Source organism: Actinomycetospora chiangmaiensis DSM 45062 (assembly GCF_000379625.1).
Classification (GTDB): Bacteria; Actinomycetota; Actinomycetes; order Mycobacteriales; family Pseudonocardiaceae; genus Actinomycetospora; species Actinomycetospora chiangmaiensis.
In genome coordinates this window covers 48,115-72,544 of record NZ_KB903248.1, presented here as the reverse complement: position 1 = coordinate 72,544, position 24,430 = coordinate 48,115, and the positions used below count along the sequence as shown (strand labels likewise).

Below are 24,430 nucleotides of genomic sequence, written 5' to 3'. Positions count from 1 at the left end.
GCAGGGCTGATGAGTGCCGCGGTGTCGAAGGGGGCGGCGGAGACGGACACGCGTCCTCACGTCGTCGTCGTGGGAGCGGGCTTCGCCGGGATCTCCGCGGTGAGGTCGCTGCGCAAGGCCCCGGTGCGGGTCACGCTCATCGACCGGCACAGCTACTCCACCTTCCAGCCCCTGCTCTACCAGGTGGCCACCGGAGCGCTGAACCCCGGCGACATCACCTACGGCGCCCGCTCGTTCGTCTCCGGCGTCGAGCGCAAGAGCTCGACGTGGGTCACCTTCCGCAAGGGTGTCGTCACGGAGATCGACCCCGAGGCGAAGGTCGTCACGCTCGACGTCGGGCCGGACCTGACCTACGACTACCTGATCCTCGCCAACGGCGTCACGACGAACTACTTCGGCGTCCCCGGGGCCCGGGAGAACGCCTACCCGATCTACACGCGCGGCGAGGCGCTCGCGGTGCGGGACCGGATGATGGGCTATCTCGACCACATCTCGGCGACGGGCGAGACCGACGGGGCGTCGGTCGTCGTCGTCGGCGGGGGCGCCACCGGCGTCGAGATGGCCGGCACGCTCGCCGAGCTGCGCAACTCGATGCTGCCCACGCGGTACCCCGAGCTCGACCCCGACCACGTCAAGGTCATCCTGCTCGAGATGACCGACAAGGTCCTCGGGCCGTTCGACGCGAAGCTGCGGCGGTACGCGGCCAACCAGCTGCGCGAGCGCGGCGTGGAGCTGCGCCTGGGCACCGCGGTGGCCGAGGTGCGGCCCGACCGCGTCGTGCTCAAGGACGGCGAGGAGATCCCGGCCCAGATGACCATCTGGGCGACCGGCGTCGCCGCGCACGACACCGTGAAGAAGTGGGGCCTGACCCAGGGACGTGGCGGCCGCATCGTCGTCGACTCGCAGCTGCGGGTCCCCGAGCACCCCGAGGTCTTCGTCGCCGGCGACATCGGCGTCATCGACGACAACCCGCTCCCGCAGCTCGCGCAGCCCGCGATCCAGACCGGCGCGCAGGCCGCGAAGAACCTGCTCGCCCTGATCGAGGGACGGGCGCCGGCGCCGTTCAAGTACTTCGACAAGGGCACGATGGCCACCATCGGGCGCCGCGCCGCCGTGGCCGAGATCGCCCACGGCCCGAAGCTCACGGGCACCATCGCCTGGCTGGCGTGGATGTTCGTGCACATCTTCGCGCTGCTGGGCAACCGCAACCGGATCATGGTCTCGCTCGCCCTGACCTTCCGGTACATCGGTCAGCGGCGCTCGCAGCTCGTCGTCGGGGACTGATCGGGGCCGGCGCGGTGGGGTGACATGCCTCGCCGCGTCGCCCCTGGCCGGACGTGGGAGGCTGGCGGCCCGGAAGATCAGGGTCCTCATCGTCTGGAGACTGAGCATGGCCTCGCCCGTCAACGTCGTCGTCACCGGTGCCGCCGGTCAGATCGGATACGCGCTGCTGTTCCGTATCGCCTCCGGCCAGCTGCTGGGGGAGGGCCGCAAGGTCCGGCTCAAGCTCCTCGAGATCCCGCAGGCCGTGAAGGCCGCCGAGGGCACGGCGCTCGAGCTCGAGGACGGCGCGTTCGAGCTGCTCGACGGCGTGGACGTCTACGACGACGCGACGAAGGCCTTCGAGGGCGCCAACGTGGGCCTGCTGGTCGGCGCCCGCCCGCGCACGAAGGGCATGGAGCGCGCCGACCTCCTCGAGGCCAACGGCGGCATCTTCAAGCCCCAGGGCGAGGCGCTCAACGGCGCGGCCGACGACGTGAAGGTGCTCGTCGTCGGCAACCCGGCGAACACCAACGCCCTCATCGCGGCGTCCAACTCGGACGTCCCGAAGGACCGCTTCACGGCGATGACGCGGCTGGACCACAACCGTGGTCTCGCGCAGCTCGCCAACAAGTTCGGCGTCGGCGTCGGCCAGATCTCGAAGTTCACGATCTGGGGCAACCACTCCGCCTCGCAGTACCCGGACGTCTCGAACGTCCTCATCGACGGCAAGCCGGTGGCCGACCAGATCGACCAGGGCTGGCTGACCGACGAGTTCATCCCGCGCGTCGCGAAGCGCGGCGCCGAGATCATCGAGGTCCGGGGCGCGTCGTCCGCGGCGTCCGCGGCCGCCGCGGCGATCGACCACGTGTACACGTGGGTCAACGGCACCCGCGAGGGCGACTGGACCTCCGCCGCGATCGTCTCCGACGGCTCCTACGGCACCCCCGAGGGCCTCGTCTCGTCCTTCCCGGTCACCGCCAGGGACGGGAAGTGGGAGATCGTCCAGGGCCTCGACATCTCCGACTTCTCCCGCGAGCGGATCGACGCGTCGACCGCGGAGCTCGCCGAGGAGCGCGAGGCCGTGAAGAAGCTCGGCCTGGTCTAGGACCGGCCACCCGGTGTCGACGGCCGGCACCCCGACAGGGCAACCTGTCGGGGTGTCGCTCGGAACCGTCCTCACCGCCATCGTCACGCCCTTCGACGAGCAGGGCGCCGTCGACGAGAAGACCTTCGTCGACCTGATGCACCACCTCGCCGCGCACGGTTCCGACGGGATCGTCGTGTGCGGGACCACCGGTGAGTCGCCCACGCTCTCCATCGAGGAGCACATGCGCCTCGTGGAGCTCGCGTGCACCGAGCGCCCGGCCGGCGTGACGATCGTCGGGTCCGCCGGGTCGAACGACACCCGCCACGCCGTCGAGATGACCGAGCGGGCCACCGCCGCGGGCGTGGACGCGATCCTGTCGGTGACGCCGTACTACAACCGGCCGAACCGGCGGGGCCTGGCCGCGCACTACCGCGAGGTCTCGAAGGCGACCGACAAGCCGATCGTGCTCTACAACATCCCCTCGCGGGTCTCGCGGGACGTGCCGAACGACGAGCTGGCCGAGCTGGCCCAGATCGAGCACGTCGACTACGTGAAGCAGGCCGCCAACGCGAACCTCGCCAAGGTCGACGGGCTCGGCATCTACGCCGGCAACGACGAGCTGTACGCCCCGGTGCTCGACCTCGGGGAGTGCGGGGTCATCTCGGTCGCCTCGCACGTCTGCGGCGACCTCATGGCCCGCATGGCCCGCGAGCCGGAGCACCGCGCCGAGCTCGAGACGGTGTTCAAGCCGATCCTCGACGCGCTCTCGGTGACGGTGAACCCGATCCCGGTCAAGGCCGCCCTGGCGATGCTGGGCCTGTGCGGGCCGAAGCTCCGTCTCCCGCTGGTGGAGGCGTCCGAGGACGAGGCCGCCGTGGTGCGGGCCGCCCTGGAGGGCGCGGGGCTGCTGTAGCCCTCCTTCCCGACGGCGGGTGGTGCGGGTCCGCGCGAGGGGCCCCTTCGGTCGGTCTCGTCGTCCGAGAGTGCCCTCCGCCGTGGCGTGGCCCGGTTCGTGCGACGGCTCGGTGCGCTGTCCGTGCGGGTCCGAGCGACGCGCCGGCGGCCCGCCGGGGCGCCGACACGCCGTCCGGGTGCGGTGAGCAGGGCCGACGTCCCGCCGCCCGAGTGAGCGCCGAGACTGTCGGACCCGACGGGTAGCGTGGCCCGCGTCCTGACCGGCTGCCTGCGGGGAGGTTCCTGGCGTGTCCGACGACTCGTTCGTCCACCTCCACACCCACACCGAGTTCTCGATGCTCGACGGCGCGGCGCGGTTGGACGACCTGTTCACCGAGGCCGCCCGCATGGGCATGCCGGCCCTGGCGATGACCGACCACGGCAACACCTACGGCGCCTACGAGTTCTGGAAGAAGTCGAAGGCGCACGGGGTCAAGCCGATCATCGGCATGGAGGGGTACATCGCGCCGGGCTCCCGGCACGAGCGCAAGCGGGCCACCCTGAACGGCGTCAAGGCCGACCAGGACAACCCGGGCGAGATGTACACCCACATGACGCTCCTGGCGGAGAACACGGAGGGGATGCACAACCTCTTCCGGCTCTCCAGCCTCGCGAGCCTCGAGGGGTACTACTACAAGCCCCGCATGGACCGGGAGCTCCTGGAGACCTACGGCAAGGGGATCATCGCGACGACGGGGTGCCCGTCGGGCGAGGTCGCGCGCCTGCTCCAGTACGGCGACCGCGACGGCGCGATGCAGGCCGCGAGCGACTACCGCGACATCTTCGGCCGCGACAACTTCTTCTGCGAGCTGATGGACCACGGCATCGAGATCGAGCGCCGGGTCCGCGACGACCTCTACGACCTGAAGAAGAAGCTCGACCTGCCGGGCCTCGCGACGAACGACCTGCACTACACCTACGCGAAGGACGCGAAGCCCCACGAGGTGCTGCTCTGCGTCCAGACCGGCAAGACGATGAACGACCCGAACCGCTTCCGGTTCGACGCGCAGGACTTCTACCTGAAGTCGGCCGCGGAGATGCGCGCGCAGTGGGACCCGGTCTTCCCCGAGGCCTGCGACAACACGCTGGCGATCGCCGAGCGGGTCGACATCACCTTCACCGAGGGCCGCGACCTGCAGCCGGTCGCCCCGGTGCCCGAGGGCGAGACCGAGGGCTCGTGGCTGGTGAAGGAGGTCGAGCGGGGCCTGCACTGGCGGTTCCCGAACGGCGTCCCGGACACCTACCGCAAGCAGGCCGAGTACGAGGTCTCGGTCATCATGCAGATGGGCTACCCGGGCTACTTCCTGGTGACGGCCGACCTGCTGAACTACGCGCGTTCGGTCAACCTGCGCGTCGGGCCCGGTCGAGGCAGCGCGGCGGGCAGCCTCGTCGCGTACGTCCTGGGGATCACCGACCTCGACCCGATCCACCACAAGCTGATCTTCGAGCGGTTCCTCAACCCCGAGCGCGTCTCCATGCCCGACATCGACATGGATTTCGACGAGCGCCGGCGCGGCGAGATGATCCGCTACGTCACCGAGAAGTACGGCGAGGAGAAGATCGCCCAGATCATCACGTACTCCACGATCAAGGCGAAGGCCGCGATCAAGGACTCCGCGCGGGTGCTCTACGGCCAGCCCGGCTACGCGGTGGCCGACCGGATCACCAAGTCGATGCCGCCCGCCGTCATGGGCAAGGACATCCCGCTGTCGGGCGTGTTCGACCCGAGCCACAAGCGCTACTCCGAGGCCGCCGAGATGCGGGCGCTCTACGAGTCGGACCCGCAGGTCAAGGAGATCGTCGACACCGCGCGGGACCTCGAGGGGCTGAAGCGCCAGTGGGGCGTGCACGCCGCCGGCGTGATCATGTCGAGGGAGAACCTCATCGACGTGATCCCGATCCAGCGGCGTGAGGCCGACGGCGCGATCATCACGCAGTTCGACATGGGGGTCTGCGAGACCCTCGGGCTGCTGAAGATGGACTTCCTGGGCCTGCGCAACCTCACGATCATCGACGACGCGCTCAAGAACATCACGCTGAACGGCAAGGAGCCGCTCGACCTCGACAACCTCGGGCTCGACGACCCGGCCACCTACGAGCTGCTCTCCCGCGGCGACACGCTCGGGGTCTTCCAGCTCGACGGCGGCCCGATGCGCGACCTGCTGCGGCGCATGGCGCCCACCGAGTTCGACGACATCTCCGCCGTCGGCGCGCTCTACCGCCCCGGCCCCATGGGCGCGAACGCCCACAACGACTACGCGGACCGCAAGAACAAGCGCCAAGAGGTCACGCCGATCCACCCGGAGCTGGCGGAGCCTCTGAAGGACGTCCTGGGCGAGACGTACGGCCTGATCGTCTACCAGGAACAGGTCATGGCGATCGCCCAGAAGCTCGCGGGCTACTCGCTGGGCAAGGCCGACCTGCTTCGTCGCGCCATGGGCAAGAAGAAGAAGGAGATCCTCGACAAGGAGTACGAGGGTTTCGCCCAGGGCATGAAGGACAACGGCTACTCGGCCGCGGCGATCAAGACGCTGTGGGACATCCTGCTGCCGTTCTCCGACTACGCGTTCAACCGCGCGCACTCCGCGGCGTACGGCGTCGTGTCCTACTGGACCGCCTACCTCAAGGCCAACTATCCCGCCGAGTACATGGCCGCCGTGCTCACCAGCGTCCGCGACGACAAGGACAAGGCGGCGATCTACCTCGCCGAGTGCCGGCGCATGGGCATCACGGTGCTCCCGCCCGACGTGAACGACTCGGTGCGCGACTTCGCCCCGGTCGGCAGCGACATCCGCTTCGGTCTCGGCGCCATCCGCAACGTCGGCGCGAACGTCGTCGAGTCGATCGTCGGCAGCCGTCGCGAGAAGGGCAACTTCACCGACTTCTCGGACTTCCTGCGCAAGGTCGAGCAGCAGGTCTGCAACAAGAAGACGGTCGAGTCGCTCATCAAGGCGGGCGCGTTCGACTCGCTCGGGCACCCGCGCAAGGGCCTCGCCTTGGTGCACGCCGAGGCGATCGACGCGGTGATGACCACCAAGCGGGCCGAGGCCGACGGCCAGTTCGACCTGTTCGGCAGCTTCGACGACGACGGGGCCGCCGAGGAGGCGGACACCACCGGCATGTTCGACGTCAAGGTGCCGGAGGGGGAGTGGGAGCCGAAGCACCGGCTCGCCCTCGAGCGGGAGATGCTCGGGCTCTACGTCTCGGGGCACCCGCTCAACGGCATCGAGCACGTGCTGGCGAGCCGAGCCGACACCCCGATCACGAAGATCCTGGAGGGCGACGTCCCCGAGGGCGCGTCGATCACGGTCGGCGGCATCCTCGCGAACGTCAACCGGCGGGTGAACAAGAAGGGCGAGCCCTGGGCCTCGGCCCAGATCGAGGACCTCGCCGCCGGCATCGAGGTGCTGTTCTTCCCGCGGACCTACGCGGCCGTGTCGATCGACGTCTCCGAGGACGCGATCGTGCTGCTGAAGGCGAAGGTCAACAAGCGGGACGACCGCGTCAGCCTGTTCGTGGAGGACCTCGCGGTACCCGACCTCTCCACCGGGGCGCAGGCCGCCCCGCCGGTGCGGGTGACGATCGAGAGCGCGCGCTGCACGCCGGAGCGGGTCGGGAAGTTCAAGGAGGTCCTCGTCGCCCACCCCGGTCCGAGCGAGGTCCACCTGACACTGCTCGCCGCCAACGGCGCGTCGCACGTGCTGCGGCTCGACGACGGGCTGAAGGTCACCAACTCCGGCGCCCTCATGGGCGACCTCAAGGCCCTGCTCGGCCCTCGCTGCCTGAGCTGACGTCGAGGGCGCCGGTCTGTCGGGCCGGCTCCACGATCGGGTGCGCAGGTGCGCGAGGGCGACGTGAGGCAACTTCGTGGGCCGTACGGCATGTCTGGTGTGCGTCTCGCCCACGGGTGAGCGGGTGGGCCCGCTCCCAGAGAGCACGTCACGCCGGGATCAGCCCGGAGTGTCGAAGCTCCCGTGCCGACCCGCCCCGGCAGCGAAGCGCGCCGCGCCGGGCACGCCCTCGGCGAGGAGCGCCGCCATGCCGCCCGAGAACTCGGCGGCGAGCGCGGACTCCTCGTCGAGCCCCTCCTGGCCGAGCACCGACGCCCGGTCGGCGCGCAGACAGACCTGCGGGAAGGCGGCCAGGTCCCGGGCCAGGGCCTGCGCGGACGACAGCGCCTCGCCCGCCGGGACCACGCGGTTGGCGAGCCCGATCGCCAGCGCCTCCGCGGCGTCGACGGCCCGGCCGGTCAGCACCAGGTCCATCGCCCGGCTCGCGCCGATGAGGCGGGGGAGGCGGACGGTCCCGCCGTCGATCAACGGCACGCCCCAGCGGCGGCAGAAGACGCCGAACACGGCGGTCTCGTCGGCCACGCGCAGGTCGCACCACAGGGCGAGCTCAAGTCCGCCGGCCACGGCGTGACCCGACACCGCGGCGATCACCGGCTTCGAGAGCCGCAGCCGGGTCGGGCCCATCGGGCCGTCGCCGTCGGGGTCCGTGCGGTTGCCGGACGCGCTCCCCACCGCGGTCAGGTCGGCGCCCGCACAGAACACGCCGTCGGCCCCGTGGAGCACGGCCACCGAGGCGTACTCGTCGGCGTCGAACGTCCGGAAGGCCTCGGCGAGGGCCAGCGCCGTCGGGCCGTCGACGGCGTTGCGCCGCTCGGGGCGGCGCAGGGTCACGGTGGTGACGGGACCGTCGTGCGAGACCTGCACCGACCCGGCGTCGGGAACGAGGCTCACCGCGGGCTCCAGCCCAGGGCCGGGCCGAGCTTCGTCGCCACGTCGGTGAGGATCTGCACGTAATCGGCGTGCTCGAAGGTGAAGGGCAGGGCCCACACCACCTCGCGGACCTGGCGGAACGCCGGGTTCGCGTAGAGCGCCTCCGCGATCTCCTCGGAGGGGCCCATGAGGTCGCGGGCGTAGAGCATCTGGCGGGGACCGTGGGCCACCGCCGTGCGCGGGGTCCGGTGCTCGACGAAGGCGGCATAGCGGGCCTTCTGGTCGGCGGTCGCGGAGTCGGTCGGGATGACGACGAGGCCCTGGGACACGCGGGCCGCCGCGCCGAGCGGGTGGACGGAGCGGAACAGCTCGATCTGCTCGGCCTGGATGAGAGGGAAGACGCGGGCGGCGTCGTCGCCGAGGTCGTGCCCCTCGGACTGGATGACGTTGCTGGTGAGCATGGCGAGCCCCTGCTCGCCGGCCCAGCGCACCGAGCGACGGCTGCCGCCGCCGTACCAGACGCGGTCGGCGAGCCCCGGCGACTGCGGCTGCACGTAGTCGGAGAAGGACTCGATGCCGTCGACCCCCGCGAACGTGCTCGCGGGTTCGCCGCGCAACATCGCGAGGAGGCGCTCCACGCGGTGGTACGTCAGGTCCTCGACGTCGGCGGTGTCGGGGTAGAGGCCGGCCTTGACGTCGTCCCAGTGGATGGGCGGGCCGACGGACAGGCCCGGGTTCATGCGGCCGCCGGAGAGGACGTCGACGGTGCCGAGGTCCTCGGCGTAGCGCAGCGGGTTCTCCCAGCCCAGCGGCGTCACCGCGGTGCCGAACTCGATCCGCGACGTCCGCTGCGAGGCCGCCGCGAGGATCGCGATCGGCGAGGAGATGCCGGACTGGAAGTGGCGGTGCCGCAGCCACACCGAGTCGAAGCCGAGCTCCTCGCCCAGGACGATCTCGCGCAGCAGGTACTCGTGGCCGGGGGCTGGATCGGCGCCGTCGTACGTGCCGAGGGTCAGGAAGCCCTGCCGCTCCAGGGGCACACCGGGTTCGGGCATGGACAGATCATGCCCCGGCACGACCCCCCGTCGCTCCGCTCGCCACGCCCGGCCACCCGAGCACCGGACCGAGATGCGTGGCCATGTCCGTCAGGATCTGGACGTAGTCCTCGTGCGCGAACCCGAACGGCAGGGCGAACACCACCTCGGTGACCTCCCGGAACGCCGCGTGCGCGTAGAGCGCCGCCGCGATCTCCTCGGAGGTGCCGAGGATGTCGCGGGCGAACAGCAGCCGCCCCGGGCCCTGCGGCGACGACGTCCGCGGGGTCCTGCCCTCGACGTACTCGGAGTACTTCGCCACCTGCTCGGACGTGGCGGAGTCCGTCGGGATGACGACGAGCCCCTGCGAGACCCGGCCCGACCTGCCGTCGGGAAGGGCCTTGCGGTAGGCCTGGATGGTGCGGGACTGGATGCCCTCGAAGTCCGGCTCCTCGTCCTCGCCCACGCGGACCACCGACGAGGTCAGCAGGTTGAGTCCGTGTTCCCCGGCCCAGACGGCGGAGCGGTCGCTCCCCGCGCCGTACCAGACGCGGTCGGCGAGGCCGACGGCGTGCGGCTGGACGTGGTCGGAGAACACCTCGATGCCCTGGACGCCGGAGAACGTGCTCGCGGGCTCGCCGCGCAGCAGCGACAGGAGGCGCTCCACGCGGGTGTAGGTGAAGTCCTCGGCGTCGGCGGTGTCGGGGTAGAGCGAGTGCTTCACGTCGTCGAAGTGCCCGGGCGGGCCGACCGAGAGGCCCGGGTTCATGCGGCCGCCGGAGAGGACGTCGAGAGTCGCGAGGTCCTCGGCGTAGCGCAGCGGGTTCTCCCAGCCGAGCGGGGTCACCGCGGTGCCGAACTCGATCCGCGACGTGCGCTGCGAGGCCGCCGCGAGCAGCGTCACGGGGGAGGAGACCCCGTGCTGCAGGTGGCGGTGGCGCAGCCACACCGAGTCGAACCCGAGCTCCTCGGCCAGCACGATCTCCTGGAGCAGGCTCTCGTGGCCGGGGCGCGGGTCGTCCGGGGAGAAGGTGCCGATCGTGAGGAAGCCGAGCTTCTCGAGCGGGGTGCCGGGTGCGGGCATGCCCCCGATCATGCCCCCCTCTTGACCCGCGCGCGGGCGGCGGCGCACCGTCGAGGCATGGCCGCACCGACGCAGGACCGCCCCAGCTCCGACGAGATGTCGGGCTTCCGCCCCTCGCAGGAGGGGATCCAGATGCCGCAGCCGCCGACGTTCGCGACCGTCGAGGAGGAGCGGCTGCACCGCAAGCAGCAGCTCGCGGGCGCGTTCCGGGTGTTCGGGCGGTTCGGCTTCGGGGAGGGGATCGCCGGACACATCACGGTGCGCGACCCCGAGGACCCGCACATGTTCTGGGTCAACCCGTTCGGCATGAGCTTCCGGCACATCCGGGTCTCCGACCTCATCGCCGTGAACCACGACGGCGACGTCGTGTACGGGAACAAGCCGGTCAACCAGGCGGGCTTCGTCATCCACTCCGCGGTGCACCACGCGCACCCCGAGATCGTGGCGGCCGCCCACGCGCACTCGGTGTACGGCAAGGCGTGGTCCTCGCTCGGCCGCCCGCTCGACCCGATCACCCAGGACGCCTGCACCCTCTACGAGCAGCACGGTGTGGTGTCCGAGGGGCGCGGCGCGGTGGTGCTGGACCCGGAGGTCGGGCGGGCCCTGGCCACCGGGCTGACCGGCCGCAAGATGGTGTTCCACCAGAACCACGGCATCTTCTCGGTCGGCAAGACCGTCGCCGAGGCGGCCTGGTGGTTCATCAACACCGAGCGCAACTGCCAGGCCCAGCTGCTCGCCGAGGCCGCCGGCACCCCGACGCAGATCGACCACGAGAACGCCAAGTTCTCGGCCGAGCAGACCGGCTCCGAGTACGCCGGGTGGTTCTCCTTCCAGCCCATCTGGGACGAGATCGTGCGCACGGACCCGGACCTGTTCGACTGAGGTGCGCTCCGCGCTCGTGAGCACTTGGTGGTGCTATAACGCCACTTTCTGCTCACGAGCCCGGAGGGCACATGATCGTCGACGCCCACGTCCACGTCGCCCACCTCGCCCGGTTGAAGGTGTCGTGGGAGACGTGGATCGGCCCGGCGGGCGACACCGCGGCGTGGGCGGCGATGTACGACGACGAGGGGGCGCCGATCCCGGAGCGGGTCAGCGCGTATTTCGCCGACGAGGGCGTCGACCGGGTGCTGCTGTTCTGCGAGTACAGCCCGAAGGCCACGGGCTGGCAGACCGTCGAGGACATGCTCCCGATCGTCGAGCACGACCCGGAGCGCTTCCGGATCGTCGCCAACGTCAACCCGCACGTGCACCACCCGGTGGCCCGGGAGCTCGACCGGCAGCTCGACCACGGCGCCGTCGCGCTGAAGATCCATCCCGTGCACGCCGGGATCGCGCCGAACGACCGCGAGCTCTACCCTGCCTACGCCCGCTGCGCCGAGCGCGGCGTCCCGGTCATCGTCCACACCGGCCCGTCGTTCTTCCCGGGCGCGTCCTCCAAGCACGGCGACCCGGTGCTCATGGACGACGTGATGCGCGACTTCCCGGAGCTCGTCGTGGTCCTCGCGCACGGCGGGCGCGGCTGGAGCTACGACGTCGCCGCGTCCCTCGCCCTGACGCGCGAGAACCTCTGGCTCGACCTCGCCGGTCTGCCGCCCAAGCGCCTGCCGACCTACTACGCGAGCTCCGGCCTGGAGCGCGTGGCCGCCAAGTCGATCTTCGGCACCGACTCACCCGCCGCGAGCCCGTCGCGCAACATCGCCGCCGTCCGCGACCTCGGCCTGCCCGAGCACCTCACCGACGCCGTCCTCGGCGGCAACGCGGCGCGCGTCTTCCCGGGTCTCGCGGGGTAGTCCCGCGCGCATGAGCTTCAGCGGCATCGCCCACGTGGCGCTCGTGGTCCGGGACATGGCGGCGAGCGCCGAGTTCTACGGTCGGGTCCTCGGGTTCGAGGCGGTCACCGACCGGCTCGAGGGGCCGCCCGAGGCGCGCCATCCGCGGCAGCTGCTGCGCCATGCCGACTCCGGGATCACGCTCGGCATCCACGAGCCGCTCGACGGGTCGGGGGAGCGGTTCAGTCCGCAGCGCACGGGCCTCGACCACGTCGCGCTGACCGTCGCGGACCGCGACGCCCTCGACGCGTGGGGCGAGCAGTTGACCGCCCACGGCGTCGAGCACAGCCCGGTCCGCGACATCGGCTACGCGTCCTTCATCTCCTTCGCCGACCCCGACGGGATCGCCTGGGAGATCTGGCTGCCGACGCCCTGACCTCAGGCCGCAGGTTCCAGCGTGCCGGCCTGCTCGACCTTCTGCTGCGCGACGACCTCGGGGCGGTAGTGCTCGATGATCTCCATGAACTCCTTCGTCTCCGCCTCGGGGACGCCCAGGAAGCGCAGGGTGGCCTCGATCTCGAAGGACACGGCGTTGAACTGCTCGTCGGTGATGTGCAGCGAGGTGTGGGCGGCGATCATGTCCAGGCCCGGGTAGCACTTCGGTCCGCCGGCGGCCTCGATCGACCACGCCGTGACGAGGAACTTGTAGCCCGGGCCGTTGGCCGCGACGTGGTGCTCGGCGACACCCGGGTTCGCGATGACGCCGGCGTTCTCGAACAGGCGGTCGACCAGGACGTCGACCGCGCCCGCGATCGCGTAGGTCCCGCCGAGACGGGTGTAGAGGCTGTCGGTCATGTCGTCTCCCCCGAGCACGAGAGTGGTGGTCGACCCGAGCCTGCCCAGCTCGGCGACCGTCGCGCCAGAGCACTACTTCCGATCTGGAAGTAGTTTTACGCGATCGTCACGACGGCCGCGGCCCGGCTCCCGTTGCATGGGGAGCATGACGACGCAGGACGGGAACGGTCGGCTCGACTGGGAGCAGGTCCGTGCGCGCTACGCCGGTCGGCCGTCGCTGGCGTCCCTGCAGGGGTCCTCCCGCGTGCAGGTGGAGGAGGTCGACGAGGACCGGATCTGTCTGTCCCAGCGGCTGTGGCGCGACTGCGTCTCCCGCGCGGAGCTCGACGACGCGCTCGCCCTGCTCCGCGACGGTCGGCTCGCCGCGACGCCGATCGCCTTCGCCGAGGGGCTGCGCCGGTACTACGCCTCCGGACCGCGGGTCGAGACGGGGTGCACGCGGGTGCCGAACCTGACGGCGGTGGTCCTCACCGACCTCGGTTACCTCAGTTCTCCCTGACCCCGCTGGAGAGCCGGTCGAGCACGTCGAAGTGCACGCCCTGCGCCTCCGCGACGTAGACGTCCTGCACGGCGTGGGCGCCCCGCACGACGACGTCGCCCCGCGGCCCGCCGAAGTGGACCGCCTCGCTCACCGCCAGCAGGTCCTCGCGACGCACGGAGCCCGCGCGGCGGACCAGGGCGGCGTAGAGGTTCATGCCCTCGTAGCAGGACTCGCCCGGGCTCGAGGGCACCGGTGCGCGCATCCCGAACCGGTCGCCGAAGCGCGAGGTGAACTCGAGGGCGTCGCTGGTCGCGAGGTCCTCGAAGTACCCGGCCGCGGAGTAGAGCCACTGCGTGGCGCGGGCGCCGGAGGCGAGCAGCATCGTCTCGTCCATCAGCGTGGACAGGCGGGTCCGCCGGTGGTGGTGGCCGGCGTCGGCGAAGGCCCGGTTGAAGTGCACCGCGTCCTCCCCGACGAGCAGCATCAGCACGCCGTCGGCGCCGCTGAGTTCGACGCGGCGCAGCACCGGGGCGAAGTCGCGCGTGCCGAGGGGTACGAAGATCTGGTCCGCGAGCGGGCGGTCGTGGCTCCGGGCCCAGCGGGCCGCGACCGCGGCCGAGGCCCGGGGCCAGACGTAGTCGTTCCCGACGACGACCCACCGGCGGACCCCGAGCTCGGAGCGCATCCAGTCCAGGGCCGGCGCCAGCTGGTTCGCCGGGGTCTCGCCGGTGACGAACACGCCGGGCGTGCGCTCCCCGCCCTCGTAGAGCGCGGTGTAGACGTACGGGATCTGACCGGCGACGCGCGGGGCCAGGCGGCGTCGGACCGCCGAGATGTGCCAGCCCACCACCGCGTCGACCTCGCCCGCGCGCACCAGGGCGGCGACCTGCTCGGCCACGGCGCCGGGCGGCGCGCCGCCGTCGACGTGGTGCAGCGTCAACGGCCGGCCCAGGAGTCCGCCCGCGGCGTTCACCTCGGCGGCGGCGAGTTCCGCGCACATCCGGCAGGAGAGGCCGAACATGCCCGCGGGACCCTGCGCGGGCGTCACGAGGGCGACGCGGACCTCGTCGTCGGCGCGCCGCGGAGCCGGGATCGTCGGCGGCAGGGACGGGAGATCGGCCACGGTGAGCACCCCCGGGCGATTCGAGGTCGCTCGCAGTATGGCGCCGACGGGCCGCTTTCCGGGATCCTTGTATCGTTTCGAGCAGGTCAAACCCGGGAGGCCAGGATGGGCGGTCGGCCACGGACCACCGGCCAGCGGGTGGTGGACCTCCTCGACCTCGCCGACCGCACCGTCAACGCCTGCCTCGCCCGCATCACCGCCTCCTCGAGCCTGAGCCGGGAGCAGTGGCGGACGCTGATGCTGCTCGACGAGGGCGTCGGCGAGGACGGGCTCGACGCCCCGGGCCACAGCATGGGCGAGATCGCGGCGCGCGCGGCGGTGCCCGCACCGACCGCGACCCGCATGGTCGACAAGCTGATCGCCGAGGGGTTCGCCTTCCGCCGCAGCGACGACTGGGACCGCCGTCGCGTCCTCGTGCACGTCTCCCCGGCGGGCCACCGGCTGGTCGCGACGGCCGCGGCCGACCTCGACGCGGCGTTCGGCACCGTCCTGTCGGACCTGGGCACCACCGACCGGATCGACCTCTTCGGGCTGTTGATGCGCCTCGAGAGCGCGATCGGCGGCGAGGACCGGACTCCCACCTCCTGATCTACGGGTCGATCCCCTGACATCAGGTTTCGCCTGAGTTACTTCTACTTCGGAAATATTGTGATTGCTGCCCCGGCTCGTACGGTCGGTTCCACCAGCGGGTGGATTCCCCACGGACGACGGGTGGAACGGGCATGCGGCACGGAGACATCTCGAGCAGCCACGACGGCGTCGGCGTCGCGGTCGTGAACTACACGATGCCGCGCCTGCACGATCGGGAGGGAATCCGCGCGAACTGCGAGAAGATCGCGGACATGGTCGTCGGGATCAAGCAGGGATTCCCCGGCATGGACCTGATCATCTTCCCCGAGTACTCGACGCACGGGATCATGTACGACCGGCAGGAGATGTTCGACAACGCCGCCTCGTGCCCGGGCTTCGAGACCGAGATCTTCGCCGAGGCGTGCCGCACGGCCGGGGTCTGGGGCGTCTTCTCCCTCACCGGGGAGCGCCACGAGGATCACCCGCACAAGAACCCGTACAACTCGTTGGTGCTGATCAACGCCGAGGGCGAGATCGTCAACAAGTACCGGAAGATCCTGCCCTGGGTGCCGATCGAGGGCTGGTACCCGGGGGAGCACACCACCGTCGTGGACGGGCCCAAGGGCCTGAAGCTGGCACTGATCATCTGCGACGACGGCAACTATCCCGAAATCTGGCGCGACTGCTCCATGAAGGGCGCCGAGCTCGTCGTCCGGCCGCAGGGATACATGTACCCCGCGAAGGAACAGCAGATCATGATGGCGAAGTCGATGGCGTGGGCGAACAACGTCTACGTCGCCGTCGCCAACGCCACCGGATTCGACGGCGTCTACTCCTACTTCGGGCACTCCGCGGTGGTCGGGTTCGACGGCCGCACCCTCGGCGAGTGCGGCACCGAGGAGATGGGCGTGCAGTACGCGGAACTGTCGATCTCGCTCATCCGTGACGCGCGGAAGAACTGGCAGTCGCAGAACCACCTCTTCAAGCTCCTGCACCGTGGCTACACCGGGGTGATCCAGTCCGGCGACGGCGACAAGGGCGTCGCGGAATGCCCGTTCGACTTCTACAAGACCTGGGTCACCGATCCGGCCCTCGCCCAGAAGCAGGTCGAGGAGATGACCCGCGAGTACATCGGGACCCCCGAGGCCCCGGTCGAGGGCATCCCGAACGGGGCCTGACCCCCTGCAGCAGGCACACCGGCGGACCCGGGCGGCGACGACGCCGCGGCCGGTCCGCGGACGGCGCGCGCCCGCGTGCCCCGCCGTCCCCGTCCCGTAGCGCATCCGCATCCAGGAGGACCCGGCCATGGCCGCCGAGCACGACCACGAGCACGACCACGAGCACGACCACGGCGACACCGCGATGGCGCGCATCGAGGCGCTGCGCTCCGAGGGGGTGCACCGCGCCGGCGACCACGAGGGGCCGTTCTCCCTCCACGTGCTCGGGCTGGGCGCCACCGGGGCGGACCTCATCACCTCGATCATGCGCAACCAGCCCGAGGGCTTCCTCTCCGAGCCGGGCACGCGCTTCTCCGCGCTCGCGGTGGACATCGGCGACGAGGACCTCGCCCAGGTGCGCGACGCGGCCGCCGCGCTCCCCGCCGAGCAGTCCCACGTGGCGACGGTCGCGCTGCCGGTCCCGACGCACGCCGACCTCTCCTACGCGCTCAACCGCTACCGCGAGTTCCTGAAGATGGAGTACCCGCGGTACTACTGGAACCCGAACTACGAGCCGTGGCTCCCGGCCGACGTCGAGATCGCCCCCTCCGACGGCCACTACTCCCGCGCCGTCGCGAAGGCGATCTACGGCGCCGAGTACTACCAGGGCCGGGAGATCGCGGGCGCGCTCGACGACTTCGCCGCCAGCGTCATGGCAAGTGAGGCCACCCCCCTCGTGGTGGTCGCCTTCTCGATGGCCGGAGGCGTCGGCAGCGGCATCGTCGTGGAGATCGCCCGCCACCTGTCGTCGATCAAGCTGGGCCGCCGGCCCTGGGTGGTGGGCCTCGGCATCCTGCCCAACGCCGCCGACCCGGCCGAGTACGCCGACGGCTCGCTGTTCCCGGTGATCAACGAGCTCGACTGCATGATCGACACCGAGAAGAACAAGGGCGTCATGGCGGTCTGGGGTGACCTCTACAAGAACCCCTTCACCGGCGGCTTCTTCATGGTCGACCAGAACGACGTGCAGGCGATGACGAACGACCTCGCCGCCACCCACGCCTACGTCGACGCGGGGATCGGCTCGTTCCTCACCCGCGACGCGAGCGTGCACCTCTACGAGACGCTCAAGGCGCTGAACTGGCTCGCGGTCCCCGCCGACGCCTGGCACCCCGCGATCCGCGGCGAGCAGGGCGACCGCTGGATCAACATGCTCGCGGTGCGCAAGCTCGCCGACGTCGACTCGCTGGGCACCTCCGGGCTGGTGAAGGGCTTCTCGACGGAGTACCTGGAGGCCCGGGTGTTCACCGGCGACCTCGACCCGTCGGCGGCCGACTCGGTGTCCGCGGCCGTGTCGGGGGCGGCCACGGGACGGGTCGACCCGGTCGTCCTCGGGCTCCCGGGCGCCGACGACCTCGTCAGCGTCGTCATCCCCCGGGCGAGCAAGCTGGACCTCGCGGCCTTCGTCCCGGCCCGGGACTACTACGACACCCTCGAGTGGGACGACAAGCTGCTCATCCACTCGTGGCTGCTCGACCTCGGCGTCATGCTCTGCGAGCCCTCGATCCGGTTCGACGGCATGGGCGGCGAGTGCATCTGGGGCTGTGCCTGCTGGGTGGTCGTCCCGCACGCCGCGATCCGCGGGGAGGCGGCGTCGCCGGCCGCGGACGCGGTCGTCGACTCGCTCGCCGAGCCGGAGCCCATCGCCCCGTTCGTCACCGGCTGAGCGCGTCATGGCCGTCCCCTGGTCGGAGATCGTCGCCCGCTACAGCGGCGGGGCGCAGCTGCCCTCGATGCCCGGGGCCCGCACCCTGCAGGTCACCGGCGCCGACGACGAGTACATCTACGTGTCCCACCGCCTCTGGTCGGACAAGCTCACCCGGGCCTACCTCGAGAAGGCGATGGCGCTGCTCGACGAGGGCCGCATGACCCGCGACTACGCCTCGGTGATCGACCACTACCGCACCTTCATCGCCGACGAACGGCCGACGACGGCCGCGACGGTCCTCAAGGACCTCGGCTACGTCGACTGACGGGCCGCGTCGGTCGACCTCCCGCGTGGCGGGGCCCGGTCCGAGCGGGCCCCGTCACGCCCTCCACCCGCAGGCCCACCCGGGCCCCTCCGGGCCCACCGCCCCGGCGGCACCGGGCGCGCTGCCGCGCGCCCGCAACAGGAAGGTTCCACCATGGGAATGTCGCTCTACCACTCCGCGACCGGCAGCCAGTCCCCGCACTGCATCCACGCCCTGGGGATCGGCAAGACCGGCGCCTACATGGTCGAGGCGCTGCTGCGTACCGGCGAGATCGAGGACCAGCTCGACGACCCGCGCGCCCGCTTCACCGGCCTCGCCGTCGACATCGGCGAGCAGGACATGCACGAGCTCAAGGAGTACGCGGGCGGGTTCACCCAGCGCCTGCAGGAGCGCGAGATCCCGACCGACCGTCACCAGGTGCGGACGGTGGCCCTCGAGACGCCCAGCTCCGAGGAGCTCCGGACCAGCCTCAACCGCTGGCGCGAGTACCTGAAGATGGAGTACCCGCGGTACTACTGGAACCCGAACTACGAGCCGTGGCTGCCGGCCGACATGGAGATGCCGAAGCCGGGGGAGACCTGCCCGCGCGCGATCGCGAAGGCCATCTACGGCCACTACTACTACGGCGGCGACAAGACCCTGGAGAAGGAGCTCGACCTCTTCGTCGACTCCATCAACAAGACCAAGCTCCCCTCGATGGTGCTGGTCTTCTTCTCGCTGGCCGGCGGCACCGGCTCGGGCATGGTCGTCGACATGGTGCGTCACCTGTCGAACGTCAAGCTCGGCCGGCGCATCCCGGTGATCGGCGTCGGGGTCATGCCGTTCTCGGGCGACGAGGAGCACGCGGGCGGCAAGGCCGCGCTCTACCCCGTCATCAACGAGATCGACTGCATGCTCGACGACGAGAAGAACCAGGGCGTCATGGCGGTCTGGGGCGACCTCTACAAGAACCCCTTCACCGGCGGGTTCCTCGCCCTGCCCCAGGAGCACGCGTGGCAGCGCCTGGGCTCCTACACCAAGACCGGCACCCCGGCGATCCGCGACGGGCTGCGCAAGGGCGTCACCCGCAAGTTCGTCGACGACTCGTTCACCCGGTTCGTCGTGCAGGACTACGGCCGGCTGCTGTTCAAGATGCTGCGTCCCGCGGGCTTCACGGGCGCCCCGCACGAGCGCAACATCTCCGGCGACCGCACGTGGACGATCTACGACGTCGCGAAGTACACCCACCCCGGCGTCGAGGTGCTGCCCGGCCAGCCGCGGAGCCGGTGGCGCGAGGTCGTCACCAAGTGGATCGACTACATCCCGAAGTTCTCCGGGCTGAAGGAGGGCTTCAAGACCGACTACATCGAGTGCAACACGGTCGGTCCGCGCGAGATGTGGAACGACACGCTGCAGAAGAAGCTCGAGTCGGTGCTCGGTGAGTACCTCCTCGACGGGGACGACGGCACCCTCGTCACGAGCAACGGCGAGTTCTTCGACGAGCTCACCGTCTACTCCAACATCATCATCCCCGGCGTGGCGAAGACGGACCTCACGGCCTTCTACGAGGCCCGGGACGCCTACGACCAGATCGAGGACTGGGACACGAAGCTGATGATGCACTCGTGGCTGCTCGACCTCGGGGTGATCCTCTCCGAGCAGTCGATCCGCTTCGACGGCATGGCCGGCGAGTGCATCTGGGGCTGCGCGTGCTGGGTGGTGGTGCCGCACGCCGCGATCCGTGGCGACGCGACGCCGTCGGCGGACATCACCGAGGTCCAGCAGGCGCACATCGCGCCGATGGTCCAGACGCTCGTCGAGACGCCCTGACCCGTCGATCGTCCCGGGGTGCCGCGCCGTCGGCGGGGCGCCCCGGCAGCATCCGGAGAGGAATGCCGCGTGACCTCGATCGCCCCGTCCCCGCCGAGCTGGTTGCGCGGTGAGCGCGTGCAGCTCTCCACCGTCGTCGCGGCGATCGCCGCGGGCTAGGGCACCGTGGTGGACCGCGACGATCTCGTCCCCGAGTACGCGGCGTGGATCGACCGCGTCACCGCCACCTACGAGGCGGTCTCGTACACCTGCCGCGTCCGGCTCGGCGACCCGGAGGCGGCGGCCGGGGTCGCGGTCCGTGTCGCGGGCGGGCTCGTCGCGCGACCCGGGGTGTTCCGCTACTGGGGCCTGCCCTACTCCGGGCGCATCGCGAAGCTCGCCGAGGCGGGGATCGCGGACGCGCAGGCCGGCCGGACCTGCCGCGCGTCCTTCGGGCCACTGCGCGGTGCCCTCACCGACCTGCCGCGCGCGCTGCAGACGGACTTCGTCCTGTGCTGCGTGGAGGGGGTCGACGACGACGAGCTCGCCGCCCGCTCCCGGTGCGACGTCCCGACCGCGGCGCGCCGCCGGGCGGCGGTCCTGCAGCACATGTCCGAGCTCGCCACCCGCCACGTCGGCGACCCGACGCCGAGGGAGTGACCACCGTGCCGTTGGACTGGACCGGCCTGCAACGCGACTTCGGCGACGGCGGGGAGATCCCGACGGTGGCCGGGGGCAAGACCCTGCGGATCACTGCCGTGGACGACGAGTTCGTCCACATCCGGCACTCCCTGTGGCACGACCGGCTGGCCCGCGCGCACCTGGAGAAGGCCGTCGCGCTCGTCGAGTCGGACCGCATGACCCGGCACGCCGGTCTGTTCGCCGAGGAGTACCGGACGATGGTGGCCGACGTCCGGGCGACGTCGGTCGCGCACGTCCTCAAGCACCTGGGGATCCTGGAGTGACGGCCGTCGGCAGCACCTACGAGCTGCACGGGGTGATCGCCGCACCCGAGGTGCTCGAGCCCGTCGTGGAGCGGTTCCCGCACGCCCGGCCGACGCTGCTCGACGGGGCCGAGCTCGCGCTGCTGCCGCTGTGCGAGGAACTGTTCGCCGCGATCGACCTGCCCGGCTTCCCGATCGAGGCGGAGTGGGCGTTCGACCGGCTGTCCTCCGGGGTCGCCGCCGTGCTCACCGCGTCCTCGCGCCGCGGCACCGTCGTCTACGTGGAGGCCGAGTACGCGGGCGGCCTCGGCCGGCAGTCCGCCGCGGCGTGGCTGGACTGCCGACCGGTCTACGGGCCGGAGCTCCTGCTGCCCGAGGACCCGTTCCCGGTCTCGACGCCCGACCCGGCGAGCGGCAGCCCGATCGTCCAGGCGTTGCGCTACCTCGGGGTGCAGTCGGTCGGGCGGGCCGACGAGTTCGTCGTCCTCGGCCTGGGCCGCCACCGCTCGACCCGGGACTGGTGCGCCGCCGGCGCGTTGCCGTGAGCACGTCCGCCGTCCTCGCGGACCTCGCCGCGCTGGGACCGGCCTTCGCGCTCTCGACCGGGCCCGTGGACGCGGCGGCCGTCCCGCTCGCCCGTCTCGTCGCGGAACCGGCGCTCCTGCGGGACCGGGTGGCCCACGGCCGGGAGCGGCTGGGCACGGGCGAGGACCGGGTCGCGGCGTCCTGGCTGCACGGGGCGTGGACGGCACGGCTGGTCGCGCCGGTCCTCGGCGCGGCCGCGCTCCACGGGGTCCTGCTCCTGCTCGCCGAGGGCGACCTGCGCTGGCGCGGGCCCGAGCACGGCGGCTGGTGGACCGACGGACCGCGCGTCGTCGCGAGCCCCCGGCCGGACGAGGTGGCCCGCGAGGTGCTCGGCCCGCTCGGCGCGCTGGTCGACGCCCTCCGGGCGGTCACGGGGGTCTCCGAGCCGCTGCTGTGGGGCGAGGTCGTGGCGACCGTGGTGAAGGTGGGGCGGGTGGTGGAGCGCACGGACCCCGCGCGGTGCGAGGCCGTGCGCGACCTCGTCGGCGGGCTCCTCGCCGTGCGCCCGCTGGCCGGGGTGCAGGGCGGTCCGCCCGAGCACCGTCGCCGGACCTGCTGCCTGGCCTACCGCGTCCCCGGCGGGCACACCTGCCGCGACTGTCCGCTCGGCGCGTACCGGGCCGGTGCCGACGTCCGGCGGGGGAGGCGTGCGCCCTGACCGGCCCGACGACGGGTCGGTGCGGGTCGGGGCGCCCGACGACGTGGTTTCCCTGCCACTGGACGCCAGCAACGACGCTTCGCTGCCAACCCGGGAGGGGCTCAGCCCGCCAGGGCCGCGAACGCCGCCTGGGCACCGGGCGCCCACGCCTCGTGGCGGGCGTGGAACACCTCGGCCGCGCGGGCGCCGACCCAGTCCCCGGGCAGGAGTTCGGCCGGCAGTTGCGGGTCGAGGAACGGGAAGCGCCGCCACGCGTCGACGAGCCGGACCTGGGCGGCGAGCACCCCGCCGTCCGCCTCCGGCGCGAGGTCGGCGAACTGGTCGACGAACGCCGCGTAGCGCGCCTCGACCTCGCGCAGGTCCCACGCCTGGGCCACGAGCTCGGCGTCGGACAGCCCGCCGTGGGTGCCGCCGACCACGACGAGCGCGGACGAGTCGAGCCCGACGTCGACGAGCGCCCGGTGCGCTTCGCCGACCCGTGACGCGTCCGGGCACACCCACACCCCGGGTGCGGGCGATCCCAGGCCGGCCCACGCGAGCTGGGTCCGGAGCTGGTGGCGGAGCGCCCGTTGCGCCTCGGGGACGCTGACGACGAGCACCAGCCACCGCCCGTCCCACGCCTCGCGCGGCGTGCCGTGCCCGTAGATCCGGGCGGCGCCCTCGGACAGCAACCGGCGGCCGGAGTCGGTCAGCGACCACCGCACCCGTCGTCCGGAACGCTCGGAGACCACCACGTCGTCGGCGGCCGTCCGGGCCAGCGCCTGGCGGGCCGACTTCTCCTCGACGCCGACGCGGCCGAGCGCGTCGAGCAGGGTCTGGGTCCAGACCGGCTCGCCCGCGGGGAGCACGAACTCGCCCAGCACGGTGAGCAGCAGCGAGCGGGCGCTGGTGGCCGCGACCTCACGGCGGCGCGAGAACGCGTCGCCCGCCGCCCCCGCCGTCATGGTCGATGATCGTAGGTGAGCGATACCGTCGCAGGGGTGTCAGGCCGTCCCCTCCCGTCGCTCCGCCCGCCCTCGACCTCGGACCCGGACCCGGTGCGCGCCCTCGACCGCCGGCACGTGTGGCACCCCTACGGCCCGATGCCGGGCCGCACGGACCCGCTCGTCGTCACCGACGCACGAGGCGTACGGCTGACCCTCGACGACGGGCGCGAGCTGATCGACGGGATGAGCTCGTGGTGGGCGGCCGTCCACGGCTACCGCCACCCCGCGCTCGACGCCGCGCTGCACGCCGACGCGTTCAGCCACGTCATGTTCGGCGGGCTGACCCACCACCCGGCGGTCGAGCTCGCGACGCGCCTCGTGGAGATCACCCCGGCGCCGCTCGAGCACGTCTTCCTGGCCGACTCCGGGTCGATCTCGATCGAGGTCGCGGTCAAGATGTGCCTGCAGTACCAGCGCGCCCGCGGCCGCCCGGGCCGCACGCGGATGATGACGTGGCGCGGCGGCTACCACGGCGACACGTTCGCCGCGATGAGCGTCTGCGATCCCGACGGCGGGATGCACGCGCTCTGGCAGGGCTTCCTGCCCGAGCAGGTGTTCGCCGACGCCCCGCCGGCCGCCTACGACCCGGCCTACGACGAGCACCTCGCGGCTCTCGCCGAGCGGCACGCCGACGAGCTCGCGGGGATCGTCGTCGAGCCGGTGGTGCAGGGTGCGGGCGGCATGCGCTTCCACTCGCCGCGGCACCTGCGGGCGCTGCGGGAGATCGCCGACCGGCACGACCTCGTGCTCGTGTTCGACGAGATCGCGACCGGCTTCGGGCGCACGGGCGAGCTCTTCGCGGCCGACCACGCCGGCGTCGCGCCCGACGTGATGTGCGTGGGGAAGGCTCTCACCGGCGGCTACCTGACGATGGCCGCCGCGCTCTGCACCGGCGCGGTCGCCGCCGCGGTCAGCGAGGAGGCGGGCGGCGGGGGCCTCATGCACGGCCCGACGTTCATGGCCAACCCGCTCGCCGCCCGGGTCGCGCTCGCGAGCGTCACCGAGCTGCTGCGCCGGGACTGGCGCGGCGAGGTCGACGGGATCGGCGACGTCCTGACGGCAGGTCTGGGCCCGGCCCGCGGGGCGGCGGGGGTGCGTGACGTCAGGGTCCTGGGCGCGATCGGCGTGGTGCAGCTCGACCACGCCGTCGACGTCCCGGCCGCGCAGGCCGCGGCGGAGCGTCACGGGGTGTGGCTGCGGCCCTTCCGGGACCTGATCTACACGATGCCGCCCTTCGTGGCCGCCCCGGACGACGTCGAGCGCATCGCGGCGGGCGTCGTCGCGGCCGCGGCCGCGGGGTGATCTCGTCGACCCGGCGGGAGACAAAGCGCGACC

At 71.9% G+C, this 24,430-nt stretch carries 24 protein-coding genes; 18 read left to right on the top strand and 6 right to left on the bottom strand.

The window, feature by feature from the left end; translation table 11 throughout:
• Positions 1–9 precede the first annotated feature (9 nt).
• The 4 genes from A3CO_RS0128480 (at position 10) to dnaE (ending at position 7,095) form a co-directional block, all read left to right on the top strand.
• Positions 10–1,284, top strand: coding sequence for an NAD(P)/FAD-dependent oxidoreductase (locus A3CO_RS0128480; protein WP_018335670.1), 1,275 nt, complete (start codon positions 10–12; stop codon positions 1,282–1,284).
• Between the two features lie 106 nt (positions 1,285–1,390).
• A complete protein-coding gene (locus A3CO_RS0128475; RefSeq protein WP_018335669.1) occupies positions 1,391–2,368 on the top strand; it encodes a malate dehydrogenase in 978 nt (325 codons plus the stop codon).
• Positions 2,369–2,420: 52 nt separating this feature from the next.
• Positions 2,421–3,263 (top strand): 4-hydroxy-tetrahydrodipicolinate synthase, encoded by an 843-nt coding sequence (gene dapA / locus A3CO_RS0128470; RefSeq protein ID WP_018335668.1) that lies wholly within the window; start codon positions 2,421–2,423, stop codon positions 3,261–3,263.
• 289 nt (positions 3,264–3,552) lie between these two features.
• On the top strand, positions 3,553–7,095 hold the full coding sequence (gene dnaE / locus A3CO_RS0128465; RefSeq protein ID WP_018335667.1) for a DNA polymerase III subunit alpha: 3,543 nt from the start codon (positions 3,553–3,555) through the stop codon (positions 7,093–7,095).
• 159 nt (positions 7,096–7,254) lie between these two features.
• Here dnaE and A3CO_RS0128460 read toward each other — a convergent pair whose 3' ends face one another.
• The 3 genes from A3CO_RS0128460 to A3CO_RS0128450 are packed head-to-tail and all read right to left on the bottom strand — an operon-like array spanning position 7,255 to position 10,143.
• Entirely contained in the window at positions 7,255–8,046 is a 792-nt protein-coding gene (locus A3CO_RS0128460) for a crotonase/enoyl-CoA hydratase family protein (RefSeq protein WP_018335666.1), read from the bottom strand.
• Entirely contained in the window at positions 8,043–9,080 is a 1,038-nt protein-coding gene (locus A3CO_RS0128455) for an LLM class flavin-dependent oxidoreductase (RefSeq protein WP_026205100.1), read from the bottom strand. Before A3CO_RS0128455 ends, A3CO_RS0128460 begins: the two co-directional genes overlap by 4 nt.
• Positions 9,081–9,087: 7 nt before the next feature.
• Entirely contained in the window at positions 9,088–10,143 is a 1,056-nt protein-coding gene (locus A3CO_RS0128450; RefSeq protein ID WP_051086137.1) for an LLM class flavin-dependent oxidoreductase, read from the bottom strand.
• A gap of 57 nt (positions 10,144–10,200) precedes the next feature.
• Between A3CO_RS0128450 and A3CO_RS0128445 the strand changes: the two genes are divergently transcribed.
• From A3CO_RS0128445 to A3CO_RS34730, 3 genes are all read left to right on the top strand, one after another.
• Entirely contained in the window at positions 10,201–11,025 is an 825-nt protein-coding gene (locus A3CO_RS0128445; protein WP_018335663.1) for a class II aldolase/adducin family protein, read from the top strand.
• A gap of 71 nt (positions 11,026–11,096) precedes the next feature.
• Positions 11,097–11,936 (top strand): amidohydrolase family protein, encoded by an 840-nt coding sequence (locus A3CO_RS0128440; protein ID WP_018335662.1) that lies wholly within the window; start codon positions 11,097–11,099, stop codon positions 11,934–11,936.
• Positions 11,937–11,946: 10 nt separating this feature from the next.
• A complete protein-coding gene (locus A3CO_RS34730; RefSeq protein WP_018335661.1) occupies positions 11,947–12,351 on the top strand; it encodes a VOC family protein in 405 nt (134 codons plus the stop codon).
• Positions 12,352–12,353: 2 nt separating this feature from the next.
• Here the strand turns inward: A3CO_RS34730 and A3CO_RS0128430 are convergent, their stop codons facing one another.
• Entirely contained in the window at positions 12,354–12,770 is a 417-nt protein-coding gene (locus tag A3CO_RS0128430; protein WP_018335660.1) for a group I truncated hemoglobin, read from the bottom strand.
• Between the two features lie 145 nt (positions 12,771–12,915).
• On the opposite strand from A3CO_RS0128430, the gene A3CO_RS0128425 reads away from it, so the two are divergent.
• Positions 12,916–13,269, top strand: coding sequence for a hypothetical protein (locus A3CO_RS0128425; protein ID WP_018335659.1), 354 nt, complete (start codon positions 12,916–12,918; stop codon positions 13,267–13,269).
• On the opposite strand, the gene A3CO_RS0128420 is transcribed toward A3CO_RS0128425, so the two are convergent.
• Positions 13,256–14,383, bottom strand: a complete 1,128-nt coding sequence (locus A3CO_RS0128420) for a substrate-binding domain-containing protein (protein WP_018335658.1) — start codon at positions 14,381–14,383, stop codon at positions 13,256–13,258. The genes A3CO_RS0128425 and A3CO_RS0128420 overlap by 14 nt on opposite strands.
• A 96-nt stretch (positions 14,384–14,479) precedes the next feature.
• On the opposite strand from A3CO_RS0128420, the gene A3CO_RS34725 reads away from it, so the two are divergent.
• The 9 genes from A3CO_RS34725 to A3CO_RS38520 all read left to right on the top strand — a co-directional run bounded on the left by A3CO_RS34725 (position 14,480) and on the right by A3CO_RS38520 (position 22,109).
• Entirely contained in the window at positions 14,480–14,962 is a 483-nt protein-coding gene (locus A3CO_RS34725) for a MarR family winged helix-turn-helix transcriptional regulator (RefSeq protein ID WP_018335657.1), read from the top strand.
• Between the two features lie 134 nt (positions 14,963–15,096).
• Complete coding sequence (locus tag A3CO_RS0128410; protein WP_018335656.1) at positions 15,097–16,122, top strand: aliphatic amidase; 1,026 nt, start codon at positions 15,097–15,099, stop codon at positions 16,120–16,122.
• A gap of 127 nt (positions 16,123–16,249) precedes the next feature.
• The gene (locus tag A3CO_RS0128405; protein WP_018335655.1) at positions 16,250–17,827 is read left to right on the top strand and encodes an FtsZ/tubulin family protein; all 1,578 of its coding nucleotides are present in this window, start codon (positions 16,250–16,252) and stop codon (positions 17,825–17,827) included.
• A gap of 7 nt (positions 17,828–17,834) precedes the next feature.
• On the top strand, positions 17,835–18,134 hold the full coding sequence (locus A3CO_RS0128400) for a hypothetical protein (protein WP_018335654.1): 300 nt from the start codon (positions 17,835–17,837) through the stop codon (positions 18,132–18,134).
• A gap of 153 nt (positions 18,135–18,287) precedes the next feature.
• On the top strand, positions 18,288–19,943 hold the full coding sequence (locus A3CO_RS0128395) for an FtsZ/tubulin family protein (RefSeq protein ID WP_026205097.1): 1,656 nt from the start codon (positions 18,288–18,290) through the stop codon (positions 19,941–19,943).
• Between the two features lie 168 nt (positions 19,944–20,111).
• Positions 20,112–20,582: a hypothetical protein gene (locus A3CO_RS0128385; protein ID WP_157647896.1), complete on the top strand. Its 471-nt coding sequence runs from the start codon at positions 20,112–20,114 to the stop codon at positions 20,580–20,582.
• A gap of 5 nt (positions 20,583–20,587) precedes the next feature.
• Complete coding sequence (locus tag A3CO_RS0128380; protein ID WP_026205096.1) at positions 20,588–20,887, top strand: hypothetical protein; 300 nt, start codon at positions 20,588–20,590, stop codon at positions 20,885–20,887.
• On the top strand, positions 20,884–21,411 hold the full coding sequence (locus A3CO_RS38525) for a hypothetical protein (RefSeq protein ID WP_018335649.1): 528 nt from the start codon (positions 20,884–20,886) through the stop codon (positions 21,409–21,411). Before A3CO_RS0128380 ends, A3CO_RS38525 begins: the two co-directional genes overlap by 4 nt.
• Positions 21,408–22,109, top strand: a complete 702-nt coding sequence (locus A3CO_RS38520) for a (2Fe-2S)-binding protein (RefSeq protein WP_157647895.1) — start codon at positions 21,408–21,410, stop codon at positions 22,107–22,109. The genes A3CO_RS38525 and A3CO_RS38520 overlap by 4 nt, the downstream gene beginning before the upstream one ends.
• 101 nt (positions 22,110–22,210) lie before the next feature.
• Here A3CO_RS38520 and A3CO_RS0128360 read toward each other — a convergent pair whose 3' ends face one another.
• Positions 22,211–23,053: a PaaX family transcriptional regulator gene (locus tag A3CO_RS0128360; RefSeq protein ID WP_018335647.1), complete on the bottom strand. Its 843-nt coding sequence runs from the start codon at positions 23,051–23,053 to the stop codon at positions 22,211–22,213.
• 36 nt (positions 23,054–23,089) lie between these two features.
• On the opposite strand from A3CO_RS0128360, the gene A3CO_RS0128355 reads away from it, so the two are divergent.
• Positions 23,090–24,397: an adenosylmethionine--8-amino-7-oxononanoate transaminase gene (locus tag A3CO_RS0128355; RefSeq protein WP_018335646.1), complete on the top strand. Its 1,308-nt coding sequence runs from the start codon at positions 23,090–23,092 to the stop codon at positions 24,395–24,397.
• The last annotated feature ends 33 nt before the right edge of the window (positions 24,398–24,430 follow it).